Annotated in this window: 17 protein-coding genes; 5 read left to right on the plus strand and 12 right to left on the minus strand. The window is 61.6% G+C overall.

Going from position 1 to position 19,689, the window contains the following annotated elements:
- Positions 1 to 271: 271 nt before the first annotated feature.
- The 3 genes from cueR to AO065_RS20065 form a co-directional block, all read right to left on the minus strand.
- Positions 272 to 673 (minus strand): Cu(I)-responsive transcriptional regulator, encoded by a 402-nt coding sequence (gene cueR, locus AO065_RS20055; protein WP_029243974.1) that lies wholly within the window; start codon positions 671 to 673, stop codon positions 272 to 274.
- On the minus strand, positions 670 to 2,868 hold the full coding sequence (locus tag AO065_RS20060; RefSeq protein ID WP_054540914.1) for a heavy metal translocating P-type ATPase: 2,199 nt from the start codon (positions 2,866 to 2,868) through the stop codon (positions 670 to 672). Before AO065_RS20060 ends, cueR begins: the two co-directional genes overlap by 4 nt.
- A 69-nt stretch (positions 2,869 to 2,937) precedes the next feature.
- On the minus strand, positions 2,938 to 3,318 hold the full coding sequence (locus tag AO065_RS20065; protein WP_025995921.1) for a hypothetical protein: 381 nt from the start codon (positions 3,316 to 3,318) through the stop codon (positions 2,938 to 2,940).
- A gap of 145 nt (positions 3,319 to 3,463) precedes the next feature.
- Here AO065_RS20065 and AO065_RS20070 point away from each other — a divergent pair, with 145 nt between their 5' ends.
- Both AO065_RS20070 and AO065_RS20075 read left to right on the plus strand, forming a co-directional pair.
- Positions 3,464 to 3,661, plus strand: coding sequence for a heavy-metal-associated domain-containing protein (locus AO065_RS20070; protein ID WP_054540913.1), 198 nt, complete (start codon positions 3,464 to 3,466; stop codon positions 3,659 to 3,661).
- A 348-nt stretch (positions 3,662 to 4,009) separates the two neighbouring features.
- Positions 4,010 to 5,206, plus strand: coding sequence for a multidrug effflux MFS transporter (locus tag AO065_RS20075; protein WP_054540912.1), 1,197 nt, complete (start codon positions 4,010 to 4,012; stop codon positions 5,204 to 5,206).
- Positions 5,207 to 5,262: 56 nt separating this feature from the next.
- Here the strand turns inward: AO065_RS20075 and AO065_RS20080 are convergent, their stop codons facing one another.
- Positions 5,263 to 6,276, minus strand: a complete 1,014-nt coding sequence (locus AO065_RS20080) for a zinc-binding alcohol dehydrogenase family protein (RefSeq protein WP_054540911.1) — start codon at positions 6,274 to 6,276, stop codon at positions 5,263 to 5,265.
- A gap of 113 nt (positions 6,277 to 6,389) precedes the next feature.
- On the opposite strand from AO065_RS20080, the gene AO065_RS20085 reads away from it, so the two are divergent.
- Both AO065_RS20085 and AO065_RS20090 read left to right on the plus strand, forming a co-directional pair.
- Positions 6,390 to 7,295: a LysR family transcriptional regulator gene (locus AO065_RS20085; RefSeq protein WP_043305181.1), complete on the plus strand. Its 906-nt coding sequence runs from the start codon at positions 6,390 to 6,392 to the stop codon at positions 7,293 to 7,295.
- Positions 7,296 to 7,750: 455 nt separating this feature from the next.
- Positions 7,751 to 8,443, plus strand: a complete 693-nt coding sequence (locus AO065_RS20090) for an ArsR/SmtB family transcription factor (protein WP_054540910.1) — start codon at positions 7,751 to 7,753, stop codon at positions 8,441 to 8,443.
- Positions 8,444 to 8,757: 314 nt separating this feature from the next.
- Here the strand turns inward: AO065_RS20090 and AO065_RS20095 are convergent, their stop codons facing one another.
- From AO065_RS20095 to AO065_RS20125, 7 genes are all read right to left on the minus strand, one after another.
- Positions 8,758 to 9,711, minus strand: a complete 954-nt coding sequence (locus tag AO065_RS20095) for an adenosine deaminase (RefSeq protein WP_025995915.1) — start codon at positions 9,709 to 9,711, stop codon at positions 8,758 to 8,760.
- A gap of 82 nt (positions 9,712 to 9,793) precedes the next feature.
- Positions 9,794 to 10,762: an isopenicillin N synthase family dioxygenase gene (locus AO065_RS20100; protein ID WP_054540881.1), complete on the minus strand. Its 969-nt coding sequence runs from the start codon at positions 10,760 to 10,762 to the stop codon at positions 9,794 to 9,796.
- A gap of 74 nt (positions 10,763 to 10,836) precedes the next feature.
- The gene (locus tag AO065_RS20105) at positions 10,837 to 11,931 is read right to left on the minus strand and encodes a BMP family ABC transporter substrate-binding protein (protein ID WP_054540882.1); all 1,095 of its coding nucleotides are present in this window, start codon (positions 11,929 to 11,931) and stop codon (positions 10,837 to 10,839) included.
- 150 nt (positions 11,932 to 12,081) lie between these two features.
- The gene (gene fecE, locus AO065_RS20110) at positions 12,082 to 12,873 is read right to left on the minus strand and encodes a Fe(3+) dicitrate ABC transporter ATP-binding protein FecE (protein ID WP_029243531.1); all 792 of its coding nucleotides are present in this window, start codon (positions 12,871 to 12,873) and stop codon (positions 12,082 to 12,084) included.
- A gap of 4 nt (positions 12,874 to 12,877) precedes the next feature.
- Positions 12,878 to 13,846: an iron chelate uptake ABC transporter family permease subunit gene (locus tag AO065_RS20115; protein ID WP_043305180.1), complete on the minus strand. Its 969-nt coding sequence runs from the start codon at positions 13,844 to 13,846 to the stop codon at positions 12,878 to 12,880.
- Positions 13,843 to 14,832, minus strand: coding sequence for an iron-dicitrate ABC transporter permease FecC (gene fecC / locus AO065_RS20120; protein ID WP_043305179.1), 990 nt, complete (start codon positions 14,830 to 14,832; stop codon positions 13,843 to 13,845). The genes AO065_RS20115 and fecC overlap by 4 nt, the downstream gene beginning before the upstream one ends.
- Positions 14,833 to 15,753: a Fe(3+) dicitrate ABC transporter substrate-binding protein gene (locus tag AO065_RS20125; RefSeq protein ID WP_054540883.1), complete on the minus strand. Its 921-nt coding sequence runs from the start codon at positions 15,751 to 15,753 to the stop codon at positions 14,833 to 14,835.
- Positions 15,754 to 16,040: 287 nt separating this feature from the next.
- On the opposite strand from AO065_RS20125, the gene AO065_RS20130 reads away from it, so the two are divergent.
- Positions 16,041 to 17,132, plus strand: coding sequence for a calcium:cation antiporter (locus tag AO065_RS20130; protein ID WP_054540884.1), 1,092 nt, complete (start codon positions 16,041 to 16,043; stop codon positions 17,130 to 17,132).
- A gap of 52 nt (positions 17,133 to 17,184) precedes the next feature.
- Here AO065_RS20130 and AO065_RS20135 read toward each other — a convergent pair whose 3' ends face one another.
- Complete coding sequence (locus AO065_RS20135; RefSeq protein ID WP_054540885.1) at positions 17,185 to 19,674, minus strand: hypothetical protein; 2,490 nt, start codon at positions 19,672 to 19,674, stop codon at positions 17,185 to 17,187.
- Positions 19,675 to 19,689: the final 15 nt, after the last annotated feature.

Below are 19,689 nucleotides of genomic sequence, written 5' to 3' on the forward strand. Positions count from 1 at the left end.
TGCGGTGTTCNTGGTACAAAAGCACATCAGTGCCGCTGTCTCTCCGGATAGCCAGATGACTTGTGTATAACGATGAGTGCTCCGCGTGGCCATGCATCCTGTGACGCTACGCGTCACAAATGGCACGGATTGCGGATTCAGTGAGCCGAGCGCATGACGTGGAAAACGCTGGAGTTTGGGCACACATCTGCGCCACATTCAAGAGCGGACGCGGAGCGTCCTGAGCGGCATTCCCACGCGGAGCGTAGGAACGATNACGCTCCGCATCACCTCATGAACAACACCCGCCCGACGCCAGGTCCTTGAGGATCGGGCAGTCGGGGCGGTCGTTGCCCTGGCAGTGTTCCACCAGATCCTGAAGCGTGTCGCGCAGACCGGCCAGTTCGTCGATCTTGCGGTTCAGCTCGACGATGTGCTGGCGGGCGAGGGCTTTGACGTCGGCGCTGGCGCGCTGGCGGTCCTGCCACAAGGTCAGCAGCTTGCCGACTTCTTCCAGTGAAAACCCCAGATCCCGCGAGCGCTTGATGAAGGCCAGGGTGTGCAGGTCTTCCGGGCTGTAAATCCGATAGCCGCTGTCGCTGCGATGCGCCGCCTGCAGCAGGCCGATGGATTCGTAATAACGGATCATCTTGGCGCTGAGGCCGCTTTTGCTTGCCGCTTGGCCGATGTTCATGGCGTGTCTCCCGGGTCTTTGGGTTTCCAGGTCTTGAGCAGCAGGGCATTGCTCACCACGCTCACGCTGGACAACGCCATGGCCGCCCCGGCGAGCACCGGGTTGAGATAGCCGAACGCTGCCAGGGGAATACCGATCAGGTTGTAGACAAAGGCCCAAAACAGGTTCTGTCGGATCTTGGCGTAGGTGCGGCGGCTGATGTCCAGCGCAGCAGGCACAAGACGGGGGTCGCCGCGCATCAACGTGATACCTGCGGCCTGCATGGCGACGTCGGTGCCGCTGCCCATCGCAATGCCGATATCGGCGGCGGCCAGCGCGGGCGCATCGTTGATGCCGTCACCGACCATCGCCACCACGTTATGGCTTTTCAACTGCATAACGGTTGCCGATTTGTCGGCAGGCAGGACTTCGGCGTGGACGTCGTGAATGCCCAGCGCTTTGGCGACCACCTGGGCGCTGCCGCGATTGTCGCCCGTCAGCAGGTGGCTGGTGATGCCGCGGGCATTGAGCTCACGCACGGCCTCGTCCGTGCCCGGCTTGAGCGAGTCCCCGAATGCAAACAGGCCGATGACGTGCGGATCGGGCGCCCGTTCGATCAGCCAGGACAGCGTCCGCCCTTCAGCCTCCCAGATGCGCGCCGATTCCGCCAGATCGCCCATCGGCAGGCCGCTTTCCTCCAGCAGACGTCGATTGCCCAGCACCAGTTCGTGGCCCTGCACCGTGCCTGCGATGCCCCGTCCGCTCAGTGCATGACTGTTCTCGATCTCGTCCAGCTTCAACTGCCATTCGTGACAGACATCCAGTACCGCTTTGGCCAAGGGATGCTCGCTGCCACGCTGCAAGGCACCCGCCCGTTGCAGCAACTGTTCCTCATTGCCTTCCAGCGCAATCATGTTGGTGATCCGGGGCGTACCGGAGGTCAGCGTACCGGTCTTGTCGAAGACCACGGCCGTGACCTCGTGGGCACGCTCCAGCGCCTCGGCGTCCTTGATCAGAATGCCGTGGCGCGCCGCGACACCGGTGCCCGCCATGATCGCGGTCGGTGTTGCCAGACCCAGCGCACAGGGGCAGGCGATCACCAGCACGGTGACCGCATTGATCAAGGCCACTTCCAGCGAAGCATCCGCCAACAGCCAGCCTGCGAGGGTGATAAAGGCGATCAGCAGCACGACCGGTACGAATACCTGGCTGACCCGGTCCACCAGCCGCTGAATCGGTGCCTTGCCGGTCTGGGCGTCTTCGACCAGACGAATGATGCGCGCCAGAACCGTTTCCGAGCCCAGCGCCGTGGTCCTGACCAGCAACCGACCTTCGGCATTGATGGCCCCGCCAGTAACCCGGTCGCCGGGCTCTTTGGCCACTGGCAGGCTTTCGCCAGTGATCAGGGCTTCGTCAGCGTGGCTGTGGCCTTCGATGACATCGCCATCCACCGGGAAACGCTCTCCCGGTTTGACCAGCACCCGGTCGCCCAATTGCAGCTCGCTGATGGCGACCTCCTGCTCGATGCCGTCCACTACCCGCAAGGCCCGGTCCGGTCGCAGAGCTTCAAGGGCACGAATCGCGCTGGCGGTCTGGCGTTTGGCGCGGCTCTCCAGGTACTTGCCCAGCAGCACCAGCGCGATGACCACGGCCGAGGCTTCGAAATACAGGTGCGGCGCGGTGCCCGGCGCAGCGGTCAGCCATTGATAGAGGCTCAGGCCGTAACCTGCGCTGGTGCCAATGGCGACCAGCAAATCCATGTTGCCTGCGCCCGACCTGACGGCTTTCCAGGCGGCCACGTAAAAGCGCGCACCGAGAATGAACTGCACCGGTGTGGCCAGTGCAGCCTGCGCCCAGGCGGGCAGCATCCAGTGCACGCCCAGCGGCGACAGCAGCATTGGCACGACCAATGGCACTGCGAGCAGAATCGCCAGCAGCAACGCCCGGCGTTCGCGATGCAGCGTGTCAGCCTTGCGGTCGGCTTCGACGCGCTCGTCCTGCAACAGAGTCGCGCTGTAGCCGGCGTGGCTGACTGCGTTGATGAGGGTTTGTGGATCGGTCTGGGGCTGGACCTGCACGTGGGCGCGTTCGTTGGCCAGGTTGACCGTCACGCTGTTGACCCCCGGCACCTTGGCCAGGGCACGCTCGACCCGACCTGCGCAACTGGCGCAGGTCATGCCGCTGATGGGCAGGTCGAAGGTGAGGGTGTCTTGCATCTTTTTCACTCCCTGAGGCTGTGTGCCTGCAAGGATCAACCTTGCCACATGGGCAAGGTCAAGCGCGAATCAATAGTTGAGGTCGGCTTTCTTGAGGTACATGCCTTTGAGGCTGGTCGCGATGCGGTACTTGAGGATGTCCCCGGCGTGCATCTGGATAGTGGTGTTGGTCGGCGCTTCCAATCCCGGTTCACAGCCCACGATCTTGCCGGGCAGCGTACGCAGGCGCACAGACACCGGGCCGGCCGGCAGGTTGAAAGACACCGAATCTTCCTGGAACAGTCGCCCGGCCAGTTGATCCTGAATGTAGATACCGATCTCACAGGAGGTCGCCACTTCCAGACGCTCCCGCGAGATGATCAGAATGCCGTAATCCTGGGCGGCCTGAACGGCGGGTGCGGCGGCGACCAGACCGAGAATGCTGAAGAGGCTGACTGCTGACCAGCGCATTGCTGATACTCCTGATGTAAACGTCGATGATGGAGCTTGGCTCACGGCAACGCCGAACGCCAGCCCGGCAGACAATACAAAAACTTGACCTTGCCACGATGACAAGGTTGAAGATGCCTGTCATTCACTCTCAGAGGAGCATCACATACAATTGTTCACTGTCCAGGGCATGACCTGCGGGCACTGTGTACGGGCTGTCACCCAGGCCATCAAGCATGACGATCCGACCGCCGAGGTACAGGTCGAGCTGGCCAGCAAAGAGGTCAAGGTAGAGAGCACGTTGAGTGCCGAACACATCATCAGGCTGATGGGTGAAGAGGGTTATCAGGCGCAACTGGCCTGACCCTTGTCACTGGAATGTACGTACATCTGCTTCTGCCCGGAGGGCGTGGGAGCTCTCGGAGGTTACGACGGCAGCGATGGGCTGCGCAGCGTCCCCGGATTGCATCTGACGCATCGCGTGTGTCCGTTCTGCTGCCGGTTCCCGGCAGATCGCCAGCAGCCGCCTCCTACAGTCTGGTGTTTGCTTCTCGACAGCGCGATGTCGAAGATGCAGTAACACGGTTTGCTCGAACCAACAGATGTGAGCAGTAACGAGCAGAAAAATCTTGAATTAATTTGCCCGCATTCCATCCTCTGCAGGGTAAGCCGGTTAAACTAATCGGCTGCTCTGCATCGCTATGGAAGCCCGATGAATTTACGCACAATCCTGATACTTGGCGCACTGAGCGCTTTTGGCCCGTTGGCCATCGACTTCTATCTGCCTGGCTTCCCGGCCATGGCGTCGTACTTCGCCACTGATGAAAAACACGTCCAATTGACCCTGGCAGCGTATTTCCTCGGCCTGTCGCTGGGTCAACTGGCCTACGGGCCGGTGGCCGACCGTTTCGGGCGGCGCATTCCCATGCTGGTGGGCGTCAGCCTGTTCACGCTGGCCTCGGTGGCCTGTGCCTTCGCGCCAAGCCTTGAATGGCTGATTGCTGCCCGCTTCGTGCAGGCGCTGGGCGGCTGCGCGGGGATGGTGTTGTCGCGGGCGATCGTCAGCGACAAGTGCAATGCCGTCGAATCGGCCAAGGTGTTTTCGCAACTGATGCTGGTCATGGGCCTGGCACCGATTCTGGCGCCGATGCTCGGCGGGATACTGGTCAATGCCTTTGGCTGGCAGTCGATCTTCGTTAGCCTGACACTCTTCAGTGCGTTGTGCCTGACGGCCGTTGCGCTGGGTCTACCGGAAAGCATGCCTGCCACCACGCCCCGCCAGCCGCTGCGTGGCGCCTTGCGGCAATACGGACGGCTGCTGACCGACCGGGTCTTCATTGGTCATGCGCTCACGGGCGGCATCGCCATGGCGGGCATGTTCGCTTATGTGGCCGGTTCGCCATTCGTGTTCATCAAGCTGTACGGAGTTCCGGCCGAGCACTACGGCTGGCTGTTCGGGATGAACGCGGCGGGATTTATTGCGGTTGCACAGATCAACGCACGCATTTTGCGCAAGACCGGCCCGGCGTTCCTGCTGACACGCACGGTATGGATCTATCTGGCTGCAGGTCTGGTGCTGCTCGGTATTACCGGGTTGCGCACCGAGGCGCTCTGGCCGCTGCTGGTGCCGTTGTTCATCTGTGTCGCGAGTCTGGGCTGCATCATTCCCAATGCTTCGGCCTGTGCCATGAACGGCCAGTGGGCGCGGGCGGGCAGTGCATCGGCCTTGCTGGGTTGTCTGCAGTTCAGTGTGGCGGCGGCTGCCGCGAGTCTGGTGGGGGTGCTGCATGACGGCACTTCGACGCCGATGGCGCTGGTCATCAGCTTGTGCGGCGTGCTGTCGGTTGGCGCTTCGGTGTACACGCGTCGCTTGCAGGCCAGGCGTGACGCGCAGGTCGCGTCAGCCTGATCAAGTAAGGCGTTGTGTCTGTCGCGATGACTGACACAACGCCGAACGCTGTTGCTTCAGAACCCTTCCAGCACGATCTTGCCCTTGGCCTTGCCGCTTTCCAGCAGTTCGTGGGCGCGACGCAGGTTTTCAGCATTGATGGTGCCGAAGTGTTCGCCGAACGTGGTCTTCAGCGTCCCGGCATCCACCAGTTCCGCCACGCGATTGAGCAGGTTGTGCTGCTCGATGATGTCGTCGGTTTCGAACATCGAACGGGTGTACATGAACTCCCAGTGCAGCGACAGGCTCTTGCGCTTGAGCTTGGAGACATCCAGCGCCTTGGGATCGTCGATCAGGCCCAGCTTGCCCTGCGGCTGGAGCGCTTCGACCAGTTGATCAAGGTGCTGTTCGGTCTGGGTCAGGCTGGCGACGTGCGTGACAGCCTGGATGCCGACGCGCTTGAGCTCTTCGCTCAGCGGCTTGCTGTGATCCAGCACTTCATGGGCACCCAGCTCACGCACCCAGCTTTCGGTCTCGGCGCGTGACGCGGTGCCGATGACTTTCAGCGCGGTCAACTGCCGCGCCAGCTGAGTCAGGATCGAACCCACACCACCCGCTGCGCCGACGATCAGCAGACTCTGCCCGCTTTCGCCCTTGCCCTGCACGATTTGCAGGCGCTCGAACAGTAGCTCCCAAGCGGTGATGGCCGTGAGCGGCAGGGCCGCGGCGTGAGCAAAGCTCAGCGATTTTGGCATGTGGCCAACGATGCGCTCATCCACCACGTGCAGCTCGCTGTTGGCGCCTGGACGGATCAACGAGCCTGCGTAGTAAACCTTGTCGCCCGGCTGGAACAGCGTGACATCGCTGCCGACGGCCTTGACCACACCGGCGACGTCCCAGCCCAGCACTTTGGCCTCTCCGTTCTCGGGCGAGACGTTCTGGCGGATCTTGGTGTCCACCGGATTGACTGAGATTGCCTTGACCTCGACCAACAGATCTCGCGCACCGGCAACCGGCTCGGGCAGTTCGATGTTCTGCAGGGAATCAGGGTTGCTGACAGGCAGCGACTGGTAATAAGCGACAGCTTTCATGACGGGTCCTCGGTTGAGAAAGTGATGAATGGATCATTGGCTATTTCCCGGAAAGATAAAACCCGCTACAACGGCAGGCTCTTTCAATATATTTTTGATAATAAGGCGCTTTAATGCTGCGTTTCGATGACTTGCAATTGTTCGTTCGGGCCGCTGATCTGGGCAGCCTGTCTGCGGCGGCGCGGGTCATGGACATGTCGGCGGCCGTGGCCAGTGCGGCGCTCAAGCGGGTCGAGCAGCAGGTGGGCGCTCGCCTGTTGGCGCGCTCGACCCGCAGTCTGCGCCTTACGGCAGAAGGTGAGGGCTTCCTCGAATATGCCCGTGCTGCGCTGGGCAGCCTTGAGGAAGGGCAGCGTTTGCTGGCCAGTAGTCAGGATCGCTGTGAAGGCGTTTTGCAGCTCTCGGCGCCTTCGGACCTTGGGCGTAATGTGCTGTTGCCCTGGCTGGATGCGTTTCAGCAGCAACATCCACAACTGACCGTGCGGCTGCTACTGGGAGACCGTATTGCCGATCTGTTTCGCCAGCCCGTGGATGTGGCCCTGCGTTATGGCGAGCCGGAAGATTCGACGCTGGTCGCATTGTCCGTGCTGCCAGGTAACCGACGCGTTCTGTGCGCGGCTCCCGATTACCTGAAGCGTCATGGCCAGCCGCAACACATCGAACAACTGGCCCAGCACAACTGCCTGCTGTACATGCTCGGCGATCGGGTTCATGACCGATGGACCTTCGAGGACGGCAAGCGGGAAATAAGCCTGACGGTGAAGGGCAATCGGTTCAGCGACGACGCTGATGTGGTGCGTCGCTGGGCGGTGGCCGGGGAGGGTGTGGCGTACAAGTCCTGGCTGGACGTCGCCGCCGACGTCAGGGCCGGGCGCCTGCAGGTAGTAATGCCGCATTTATTGGGCGAACTGGCGCCCTTGAATCTGTTGTGCGCGCATCGCGCGCAACTGAGCAAACCGGTCAATCTGCTTCTGGAAATGCTTCGTACGCGGTGCAGGCAACATGCTGTAAGCCAATAAGAACTGTTCAGGGTTTATAGGGCTACAAAGGTAGAAGAATAAGCCTACGGAAGTTTCGGAAAATATAATGTTTAAATGCAGTCCCACTATGCAAAGTTCTTTTGCTTTCTGCATTTTTCAATTCGATGCCTATCGTCCCTATCTGCCGCTTTTTCGTCTGGATCTTTGCCCGTATAAAATATGCCTGATCTCGCTGTATGCCTGAAGCCCTTGTATATGGCGGTCTTTCGGCAGCGTGCGGCTTTGTGTGAGGCCCGCAATCGTGCAGGTAGGGTCGAGTGTAACTCTCCCGCACATGACTGCGGCCGGGACTACAAGTGTTTTAGTCAATCGGCTTATGGGGTGCAGAGTTTATACTTGTCATTTCAAGTTGGATGCGCGTTCAACTTTACTGAGGCGTGATTGCTGTCAATATGTCATCGCACTAGATGAATGTTTCAACAGGGAGTGAACACATGGAATATGCACCTTGCATCAGCCAGATTGCGACATTGCTGGCCGACCCCAAGCGCAGCGCAATGATTTGGGCTTTGATGGATGGTACTGCTCGCCCCGCCGATGAGCTGGCACTGTTGGCGGGTCTCTCGACCTCTTCGGCTGGCGCGCATCTGGCGCGTCTGGCCAGCGGCGGTCTGTTGAAGCAGGAGGCGCGGGGTCGCAAGCGCTTTTTTCGCCTGGCGGCGCCCGAGGTCGGTGCGGCGGTCGAGGCGCTGGCCAGTGCATCGCTGGTCAGTGCCGACCAGATCAGCCGAAGTGTGGCTCAGCCCATGCCTCCCTTGCCATTGCGTCGTGCGCGCATCTGTTGCGACCATTTGGGCGGCGAAATGGCGGCCGAGCTTTATCAGCGTCTGCTGGGTGCCGGGTGGATAGAGCAGCAGGAAAAGCGCCTCGAGGTCACGAGCAAGGGCATCGCCAAATTCGCCGAACGCGGTATCTACATTCCGGCGCTCGCCCAGCGCAAGCGTGAAACCGTTTGCGCCTGCGCCAACTGGAGCGAACGCAGCCCGCACCTGGGTGGTGCGCTGGGCGCAGGGCTGCTGCAACTGTTCATCCAGATGGGCTGGCTGCGCACGACTGAAGAATCCTGCACCTTGCAGGTATCATCGAGTGGGCAGCGGGAAATCAGCAAGATTGCATCCGCGGCATGAGTTACGCGGCGAACACCGAACCGTGGTAGGTGTTGAACCCCAGGGCTGTGCTCATCGTCATACACAAGTCCTCCTGGAGGAATACGATGATCGTTCCTACGCTCTGCGTGGGAATGCCTCCCAGGACGCTCCGCGTCCGCTCTCGAATGTGGCGCAGACGTGTGCCCAGGCTCTGGCGTTATCCACATCATGCGCTCGGCTCACTGAGTCCACAGTCTGTGCCATTTGTGACGCGGAGCGTCACGGGATGCATGCCCACGCGGAGCATGGGCACGATCAGTGTCGAGGCTGTGGACGCAGGAAGTAATCCGGATTTACGGCTTCACCAGCCGTGCATCCAGGCTGTTCTGCGCAAGGCGTTTGGCCTGGTCTTCGGTCATGCCCAGATGGGTGTACAGGGCGTGGAAGTTTTCGGTGACGTAGCCGCCGAAGTAGGCCGGGTCGTCCGAGTTCACCGTGACCTTCACACCGCGCTCCAGCATGTCGAGGATGTTGTGTTGAGCCATGTCGTCGAACACGCAGAGTTTGGTGTTGGACAGCGGGCAGACGGTCAGCGGGATCTGTTCGTCGATGATGCGCTGCATCAAGCGTTCGTCTTCGATGGCGCGCACGCCGTGGTCGATGCGTTCGATTTTCAGCAGGTCCAGCGCTTCCCAGATGTACTCCGGCGGGCCTTCTTCGCCAGCGTGGGCCACGGTCAGGAAGCCTTCGTTGCGGGCGCGATCAAAGACGCGCTGGAACTTGCTCGGCGGATGGCCCATTTCCGAGCTGTCCAGACCGACCGCCACGAACGCGTCGCGGAAAGGCAGTGCCTGTGTCAGGGTTTTCTCGGCTTCTTCTTCGCTCAGGTGGCGCAGGAAGCTGAGGATCAGACCGCTGTCGACGCCCAGTTGCGACTTGCCGTCTTTGAGCGCTCCGGTGATTCCGGCCAGTACCACTTCGAACGCAATGCCACGGTCGGTGTGGGTCTGCGGATCGAAGAACGGTTCGGTATGAATCACATTCTGCGCCTTGCAGCGTTGCAGGTAGGCCCAGGTCAGGTCGTAAAAATCCTGCTCGGTGCGCAGCACGTCCGCGCCCTGGTAATACAGGTCGAGAAATTCCTGCAGATTGTTGAAAGCGTACGCCTTGCGCAGTGCTTCCACATCGTTCCACGGCAGGGCAATTTTGTTGCGCTCGGCCAGGGCAAACAGCAGCTCGGGTTCCAGCGAACCTTCAAGGTGCAGGTGCAGTTCTGCCTTGGGCAGTGCGTTCAACCAGTCGTACATGTGCTTTTCTCATCAGGTGCAGATCGCGGGCATTCTACAGATGCACGTCGCCGCGTTGGGTAAAACCTGACCGACCGTTCAACTAAGACGCTTTCTCCTGCTCTCGACGATAGGCATAGGTGTCGGAAAAGCGTGACAACAGGAACTCGGCACAGGTAGTGACAGGATAGCGGGCCGGCTGGCTTTCGCTCTGGCAACCGGGCAGGCATTCGATGCGTGTGTCCGGATGAGGTTCGGCGAAAAACGGCATCGAATAACGGTCGACACCCAGCGGGCTGATGACCCGGTGCGGCGTGGACAGGTAACGGTCGTTGCTCCAGCGCGCCATCATGTCGCCAAGGTTGACCACGAACGTACCCTCGATGGGCGGCGCGTCGATCCACTCGCCCCTTACATCGCGCACTTGCAGACCGCCCGCAGCGTCCTGATGCAACAGGGTGATGCAGCCGTAATCGGTGTGCGCGCCTGCGCCTTGCTGTTCTTTCGAGGTCGCGGTGTGACGCGGCGGGTAGTGGATCATGCGCAGCACGCTGACCGGGTCCTTGAAGCGCTTGTCGAAGAAGTCCCGCTCGATGCCCAGTGCCAGGGTCATGGCACGCAGCAGGGTTTGCGCCAGTGCCTGCATGTCCAGGTAATGCTGTTCCATCAGGCTTTCCCAGCCCGGCAGATCGGGATGTCGATTCGGTCCGCGCAGCGGTTTGCCCGCCAGCACGTCAGGATGCCCGGCATCCATGTGCAGGCCCATGTCAAAGGTTTCTTTCAGATCGCTCGGCAGGCTGGGGTCCAGTTGCTCGGTGGCAATGGCGCCATAGCCGCGATGATGAGTGCTTTGGGTAATGTCGATCCTGAGCTTTTCCGCCGCCGGTTGGGCGAAGAAACGCTGGGCAGCCGATTGCACCTGCTCGATCCGCTGCGGTGTGATCGGGTGTCCCGTGATGTAGAAGAAACCCCATTCGCGACAGGCACTGTCGATCTGGCTGGCAACGGTCTGCCAGGCCTCGGTGTCCGTGCCGTAGAGCGGGGCGATATCGATGATGGGAAGCTGATCCATGAAGCGGTCCTGGAAATCGGGTGGTCTTCAAAGTGATCGCGCCCTTTGAGTATGGACGCGATCCCTCGGGCAGATTACTTCGGCAACTCGGCCTTGATGCCCTCGACGTAGTAGTTCATCGACGCCAGCTCGGCGTTGGTTGCGACCACGCCAGCCGGGATCTTCACAGTGCCGGTCTGGTCCTTGATCGGGCCGGTGAACGGATGGAATTCGCCGCTTTCGATGCTGGCAATGAGCGTCTGAGCTTCAGCTTTCACGTCGGCAGGGACGATGTCGCTGATCGGCAGCTCAACCGTGCCTTCCTTCAGGCCGCCCCAGTAGTCCTGAGGTTTCCAGGTACCCGCGAGTACGCCTTCGGCCGCCTGAATGTAATGCGGCCCCCAGTTGTTGACGATGGAGGTCAGGACAGCTTTGGGTCCGAAGTGCGCCATGTCCGACGCGTAGCCGACGGCGTATACGCCACGACGTTCGGCGGTCTGGATCGGTGCCGGGCTGTCGGTGTGTTGGAAAACCACGTCCACACCCTGATCGATCAGCGCGTTGGCGGCGTCGGCTTCCTTGCCCGGATCGAACCAGGAGTTGACCCACACCACCTTGATCTCGGTGCCGGGGTTGTACTTGTTCAGCGCCAGCTGGATGGCGTCGATGTCACGCAGCACTTCGGGGATCGGGAACGAGGCGACGTAACCGATCTTCTTGGTCTTGGTCATTTTCGCGGCGATGTAACCACTAACGTAACGCCCTTCATAGGTGCGGGCCAGGTAGGTGCCCATGTTCTTGTCCTGCTTGTAGCCGGTGGCGTGCTCGAACTTCACCTTGGGAAACTGCTTGGCGACTTTCAGGGTCGGGTTCATGTAGCCGAAGGAGGTGCTGAAAATCAGGTCATAGCCGCCCTTGGCCATGTTGCGGATCACGCGTTCGGCGTCGGCACCTTCCGGCACGTTTTCCACGTAGCTGCTGCTGACCTTGTCGCCCAGCGCCGCGACCATCGCCTTGCGGCCCTGTTCGTGCTGATAGGTCCAGCCGTGGTCGCCGATAGGGCCGATGTAGACGAAGCCGACTTTCAACGGATCGGCTGCCGAGGCGAGCAGGCTGGCGCCCAGACCGACGACAGCGGTCATGGCGCACAGCAGTTTTTTCAGGGGACGGCGTGGGGTGGTCAGGTGCATCGGGTCTTGCTCCTTGCAGTCTTGTTGGAGTGGATACTCCGCCAATGCAAATAGCTGACCACAAAGACAAGTTATGACGCAGACGCGCTGCAGACCGTTCTACTCCCGTTTATATGCAGCGCGACGGTGCAGGTTACAGGCCCTTCGCCGCTAACTGGTGCAGCGAGTGCTGCGTTCGACGATGCACATGGGCGTGCCTGCCACGGGTTCGCGCATGATCTGCACCTGAACATCGAACACTCGACACACCAGTTCGGCGTTCAATACGTCACCGGGTGTACCGCTGGCCACCAGCCGTCCGGCCTGCATGACCGCCAAATGGTCAGCGTAACGGCAGGCCTGGTTAATATCGTGCAACACGGTGATGACCGTCTTGCCCTCGGCGCTGAGGGCACGCATCAGGTCCAGCAGTTCGACCTGATGGCTGATGTCCAGGTAGGTGGTCGGCTCGTCGAGCAGCACGATGGCGGCGTCCTGCGCCAGAATCATCGCCAGCCATGCGCGCTGGCGTTGCCCGCCGGACAGGTCGGACAACGGCCGGTCGGCGAGGGTCTCCAGTTCCATGCGCTGCAAGGCCTGCTCGACACTGTGCTGATCCGCGCCGCTCAGACGACCCCAAAGGCTGTTGTGCGGACTGCGGCCATAAGCAACCAGCTGACGCACGCTCACGCCTTCGGGGATGGGCAATACCTGCGGCAGGAACGCCACCTTGCGGGCCAGATCCCGTGCCGACAGATCGCGGTAGGCCTTGCCGTCCAGACTCAGACTGCCGGCCTGCGGCGTGAGAATTCTCGCAAACGCCTTGAGCAGCGTGGACTTGCCACAACCGTTGGGGCCGATCAGCGCGGTGACCTTTCCGGGCGGCGGGCTGAACGACAGGTCCTGCACGATGCGGGTTGCGCCGTAGCCGATGTCGAGTTGCTGTGCCTGAAGAATGCTCATGGGATCAACCTTTGAATCGGGCCAGCAGCCACAGGAAATATGGAGCGCCGATCACCGCCGTGAGAATCCCGGCCGGGATCTCGCTGGGCGCGATCAGCGTGCGACCGAGCGTGTCGGCCAGCACCAGCAGCAATGCGCCCAGCACCATGGAGGCGGGCAGCAGGAACTGATGATGACCGCCGACCAGTCGACGGGCCATGTGCGGCGCGACCAGCCCGACGAAACTGATCGGGCCGATGATCCCGACGCCCATGCTGGTCAGCAGCACCGCACTGCCCATCGCCAGCCAGCGTGTGCGCGTAAGACCGGTGCCCAGGCTCTGCGCCGCTTCGTCACCCAGACCGATCAGGTTCAGCGGCTTGGCCAGCAACAGCGAGACCGGGATCAGAATCAGCAACGGCACGGCCAGCAGCACGTGGTGCCAGTTGCGGCTCCACAGGCTGCCGGTCAGCGCCAGCAACGCGGTGTTGATGTCCAGCGGGTTGGACAGGATCAGAAACTCGGTGATGCTCGACAGCGTGACGGCAATGGCCACACCCGAGAGTGCGAAGCGCACACCGGAGAACTGCACGCCGGTGTTGTACAGCGCCAGCAGCAGTGCGCCGCCCGCACCGCCCAGACACGCCACGAACGGCAGCGCTGAGACCGGCAAATGTGGAAAGCCGATGATCGCGATGGTCAGCGCCAGCCCCGCGCCTTGCGTCACGCCGAGGATTTCCGGCGAGGCCAGCGGGTTGCGGATAACGCCCTGCACGATGGCACCGGCCAGACCGAACGCACAGCCGGTGACAATGGCAATCAAACCTCGCGGCAATCGGTGGTTCCAGACTTCGAAGTCCTTGCTGTCATGAGCGATCAGATGGTCGAGCACCGCGCCCGGCGTCAGCCATACCGTGCCCGCACTCAGGCTCAGTAACAGTGCCAGCAGCAACAGACCGATCAGGATCAGCAGTCTTGAGCGAGGCTGGCTCATAGCGCGCGCCTCGCCAGAAACAGGAAGAACGGCGCGCCAATCAATGCCGTCACCACGCCCGCTGGCGTTTCGACCGGGAACGCCACGGCGCGGCTGATCAGGTCGGACGCCAGCACAATCGCGGCGCCCAGCCCGGCGCTGACGGGGATCAGCCAGCGGTAATCGTTGCCCAGCCACTGGCGGGCAATGTTCGGCGCGATCAGGCCGACAAAACCAATGGGGCCGACGGCGCAGACACTCGCGCCGACCAGCACCAGACTGACCACGAACACCAGCAGACGCAGCGCACCGATGCGCACGCCCAGGGAACGGGCGGCGTCCTCGCCAAGGTTGATCAGATTCAGGCGTGGCGCGCAGACAATCGCCAGCACGACGCCGATCAGTGTGCAGGGCCACAGCAATTGCAGTTGTTCAGCGCCGACGTTGGCCAGCGACCCGGCCAGCCAGTTCAGGACGCTTTGCGCCTGGGCTTCAACGAGAATCACGGTCAGGCGGGTCAGCGCCGCGCATAACGCCGCCACCGCCACGCCCGCCAGCACCAGTCGGCCTTGCGATGTGGCAGGCGACCACGCGCCGCCGAGGCTGAACACCGTAATCCACGCCAGAGCGCCACCCAGGCAGGTCATCAGTAATGCACCGCCGGGGAAGGGCAGGGCAATCAGCCCTGTGGAAAACAGCGCCAGACCCAGCGCCGCGCCCGCTGTCACGCCGAACAGAGACGGGGAGGCCAGCCGATTGCGGGTGATGCCTTGCATCAAGGCTCCGGCCACGCCGAGGCAGGCGCCGACCAGCGCCGCGCACAAGGCTCGCGGTACACGCAGTTGCGCAACGATGTAGGCGATGTTGCCGCCCTCGCGTCCCAGCGTGAACAGCCCGTTCCAGGCGTCGATCTGCCGGATGGTGAAGGGCGACAGGGCGAACAGCGACATCCAGAACAGGCCCAGACAACCTGCGGCGATCACGCTCGCCATCAGCCAGCGACGCATTTAAGGGTTGATCACGGCCTTGCCGCCCTTGAGGACTGCAAGCGCATCATCGGCAATCTGCTCGGACGCCATGATCCCGCGATTGCGCGCCCAGCTGTCGCCATCCACTTCGGCGACCTGTTTGTTGCGCACCGCACTCAGTACCTGCCACAGCGGCTGCTTGCTCCAGTTGTCCACCAGACTCGGGCGACGATAGTGCCCGACCAGCAGCCAGCCCGGATCCAGCGCCAGTAATTGCTCAAGGCTGACGAACTCGGTCGGCGCGGCGTTCTTGCGCACTTCCGGCACCTGCAGACCGATCGCCTTCAACACGCTGCCTGCATAAGAGTGCGGGCCATGCACCGAGAAGCTGTCTTCACGGGCGACGCCGAACAGCACTTTGGTGTCGGCCGGAATCTGCGCAGCGACGGCTTTCAGGTGCTCGCGGTTTTCAGCGATACGCGCCTGCATCTGCGGGCCTTTGCCCAGCGCAGTGCCGATCAGCTCGGCGGATTTCAGGCTCCCTTCATAATCTTCGCCGCGCGACGGCAGCATCAGCGTGGGCGCCAGACTTTTCAGATCGTTGTACAGCGCCTGATGACGACCCAGGTCGGCAATGATCAGATCCGGCTTGAGGCGTGCGATAACTTCTATATTCGGCTGCGAACGAAGGCCTACCGACTGCCATTCGCCAACGGCCTTGCGCGCCTTGGGCAGCACGCGGTTGGCATCGCCATCATCGGCGGCGCCTACGGGCGTCACGCCGACCGAGGCCAGACTGTCGAGAAAGGAAAACTCCAGCACCACCACGCGCTTGGGCGCATCGGACAAGTGAACCTTGTGCTGGCCGTCATCAATGTCGATAGGCACTGCCTGGGTGGCGCAAGCCATGGCCGCCAGCAGACTGCCGGCCAGCAGAGATGTCAGTCGAAAAGCACGCATGACGAATGTCCTTTTGTTACTGAAGCTGAATCACTGAAACGGAACCGCGAAAACCCGTTCACGCAAACCTGGTCGTGAAACAGGCGCGCCAGAAAGGTCGCGAAGAAAACGGCGGGCACTATTTCACATCGTGACGACGGGATCAAAAGTCATTTACGCATGGGTGGCGTTCCCATTCGGGGCATTTTTTGAAACCTTTTGTCACACCCTGCACTCTGAACGGCTTCAATGACAGACACCTTCATATACATCCGCGGCGATGTGTCGCAAGGGTTTGGGGAACAAACATGGGCGCTTTGCTCAAGCAGGAAAAATTTTTACTACTGGCGATCATCGCCACTTTTGTCGCCTATCCGCTGGAGCACACGTTGCTGGGCAACGGTCAGACAGTTGCTCTGGTGGCCGGTCTGGCGCTGGTCGGCTTCATCGTCTGCGCATCGCTGCGGGTGGCGCATCACGCCGAAATGCTCGCCGAGAAAGTGGGCGATCCGTACGGCACGATGATCCTGACGCTGTCGGCAGTGCTGGTCGAAGTGGTGATCCTGGCGATCATGATGAGCAACGAGCCATCACCGACGCTGGTGCGCGACACCATCTATTCCGCTGTGATGCTCGACATCAACGGCATTCTGGGCCTGGCCGCGCTGATGGGTGGTCTCAAGCACGGCGAGCAGTCGTACAACGACGATTCGGCGCGCACCTACAGCGTGATGATCATGACCGCGATGGGCGTGTCCATGATGGTCCCCGAGTTCATTCCCGAGGCGAACTGGAAGCTGTATTCGGCCTTCACCATCGGCGCGATGATTCTGCTCTATGCCTTGTTCCTGCGCATGCAGGTCGGGCCGCACAGCTACTTCTTCAGCTACAGCTACCCGGACAAGAAAAAGCGCAAGGATCAGCCCGAGGAGCATGGCGAGCCTGTCAACCTGACCCGTTCCATCGCCACCCTGGTGGTCGGCGTGGTGGTCATTGGTGCGCTGGCCGAAGTCATGTCCAAAACCGTCGACCTGGGGCTTGAAGGCACCGGCGCGCCGCCGGTCATGACGGCGATTCTGGTCGCCGCCATTTCCGCGTCACCTGAAATCCTCACAGCCTTGCGTGCAGCACTCGCCAACCGCATGCAGTCGGTGGTCAACATCGCGCTGGGTGCGTCGCTGTCCACGGTGATCCTGACCGTTCCGGTGATGGAAGCCATGGCGCTCTACAGCGGCCAGCCTTTTCAGATGGCCATGACGCCGGTGCAGACCGTGATGATCGCGATCACCCTGCTGGTCAGCGCGATCAACCTCAACGACGGCGAAACGAACGCCATCGAGGGCATGACCCATTTCGTGCTGTTCGCGACGTTCATCATGCTGTCGTGCCTGGGGCTTTGAGCGGCTTTGAGCAGCTTACGCTGATCGTGCCAACGCAGAGCGTGTGGAACGATCAGCGAGCTAGCGCAAACTGCGTTAATGCCGTCCTGTCCAGCGCTCGCCAGAGCCCTGCGTCCTTTTCCTGTCCTGGCATGAGCCACAGTCCTTCGCACTCGATCAGCGTCAACGCCGGTAGCTTCAGCAAGCTGGCCAGGCTGGTCGAGCTGACGCGGCCTGTGTCGCGATCAACGTCTGACGCCCAATCCCGCTCGAATGCCCGCACTTTGAGCTTTCCATTGTCGAAGCTCTCGAATTGCGGTCGGTTGCCCGGGGAGTAGGGAAAGGTGCGCAGTGTTCGTTCCTGTACATCCAGCAGCAACAACTCCCAGCGACTTTCCGGGTTCATGTGCAGGCGGGTGAGGGCCAGGTAGCGGGCGTCGGGTGACCAGATCATCGACGGAGCAAGGTCCTTGATGGCGCATCCTGACGCGGTCAGCAGGTGTCCACCCAGGCGGCAAACGCTTCTGCGCATCCAGCTGTCGGCGTACTCGGTTTCGCAGCCGAACAGCCAGGCGGCGTCGCTGTTGCCCGGTGCGGGCTGCACGAAATCTCCGTCCGCGTTGGCGGCCTGAGGGATTTGCACCGTTCGCCATTGCGGCAACGCACGCAGGGCATCGTTGCCGATCTCCAACTCGACAATCTGATAGTACGGACGAGAGCCCTCGCGGTAATCGCAGAAGTCTGCCGCCTGCCCGACAGGTGGAGCGGGTTGGTCGTAACGCTGCAAGGCTGTGCTTTCACAGGCGTCCGTCAACCGCCCGGCTACGGTGATGACCGAGAGCTTGCCCTCGCGCACGTCCATGAGATGAACCACTTCCATGGGCGGCCCTTCCAGACGGCGGCGCTTGAGTAGGTCGATCACCACGACCTTGCCGGGGCTGGCCGGGTACTCGGTGAACGGGATCAATGCCAGATATCGCTGACAGTCCGAAACCCGATGCTCAAGCAGCCAAAACCCCGGCAGTTCCCAGTCTGCGATGCGACAGCGGTAACCACCCAGATCGACCGCGTTGTCCATTTGCCAACTCAGCCGGGCGCGCTGCCCTTCCAGCAACGGCTCGGTCTCGATGCTGCTCGTGCCGCGCTCGCCCTTGCCGGTCAGCGGGACGACCAGACGAACTCCGGTCAGTTTCCGCTTCCCGCCCAGCAATTGGCCTTGGGAATCGTGCCCGGTCTGGATTTCCGTGTCGCTGTGAATGCATCGCAAGCTGTAGCCATAGCGGCCGCGATCCGGGCATTCGAACGCCAGATAGCCTTCGATGCGCAGATCATGCTCGTCCAGGGCTAGCGGTGCGTGCCAGTTGAGCGATATCTCCCGGTTGCTGGTCACCCACGGCTCGGCCAGTGCCTGCCAGCCAGTTCCAGGTTGCCAGCACCAGTATTTTTTCTCTTCTTCGTCGGCCCGTTGCGCCATGACACACAGCGCCTTGCCGTCCTCGCGCCAGATGATCGAATCGTCCGCGTAGAAAAACAGATCGCTTTCCCGGCCGTCCAGGCTCAGTTGATAGGCCGGGTAGCGCAACGCGTCCAGCGGTTGCTCCAGATCGCGCAGACTGGCAGGCATGCGCAAATGGCCTTCGATGCGATGCCGGTCATGGGGGCCGTTGCGTTCTATTCGTTCGGCGGCAGCGTCCTGGGGCCGCGCCGAGGGTTCGATCCAGATATCCACAATCGGCATCATGTCGACGACCCGTGCAGTCTTGAGCAAATCCTGCAGCTTGATCGTGGAGGCCCGGTTATCCACCAGCGGGCTGATGCGTCCGCTCAGATCGGTCTCACTGAACGCGTCCAGCTCCCAGAACACGTCGTTATTGCTGTGATACACCCGGCGCATGTGACGGTCCAGAATGACCAGACCCCACGCTTGGCGGGAAGGGACGGTGGCGGCGAAGTAACGGCCGTCGATGGAAAACCGGGCTGAAGCTCCGATGCCTTGAAGCAGCACGCCATCGGGGAACAGGTAATCCATGTAGACCGGCCCGCCCATGGCGATTTCACCCATGTTGAAGACGCGAATAGGTTCGCCTTCCGGGGTGCGTTCCGGTTCCTGACCGCCCCAGGCGCTATTGCTCGTTTCGTAGCTGCGCTGACGAAACGATGGTGGCGTGTTCTCGCCCTCTTTTTTGCCCTCGGAGGGTTCGGCGATGCCCAGTTTGCTTTCCCATCTTTGAAGCAGGTTCAGGCCCACTATGATCGTGAACAGAGCGACCAGTACATTCCAGTAATTGGGTAGCACGCGACCCAGACTCAGCCCCAGGCCAATCATGGCGCTGACACTCAGTGATGTGAGTGGGCTGGTCATACCTTTCCAGCCGGCCCATACACACAAACCGGTGGTGGCGGCCAGGCCGAGTACGATCAGCAATCCCTGCCAGGGCGGCAGCATCGTGAGCAGCGCGGCAGGCCCTATCAGCAGAAAGAGCTGCCAGGCCAGTCCCAGCAGCAGGACCGACAGACTTTTGTCATCTTCGGGAGGGCTTGAAGAGGGAGGGCTGGTAGACATGATGTCTCGCCTGGC

The sequence above is a fragment of the Pseudomonas viridiflava genome (assembly GCF_001642795.1).
Lineage (GTDB): Bacteria > Pseudomonadota > Gammaproteobacteria > Pseudomonadales > Pseudomonadaceae > Aquipseudomonas > Aquipseudomonas viridiflava.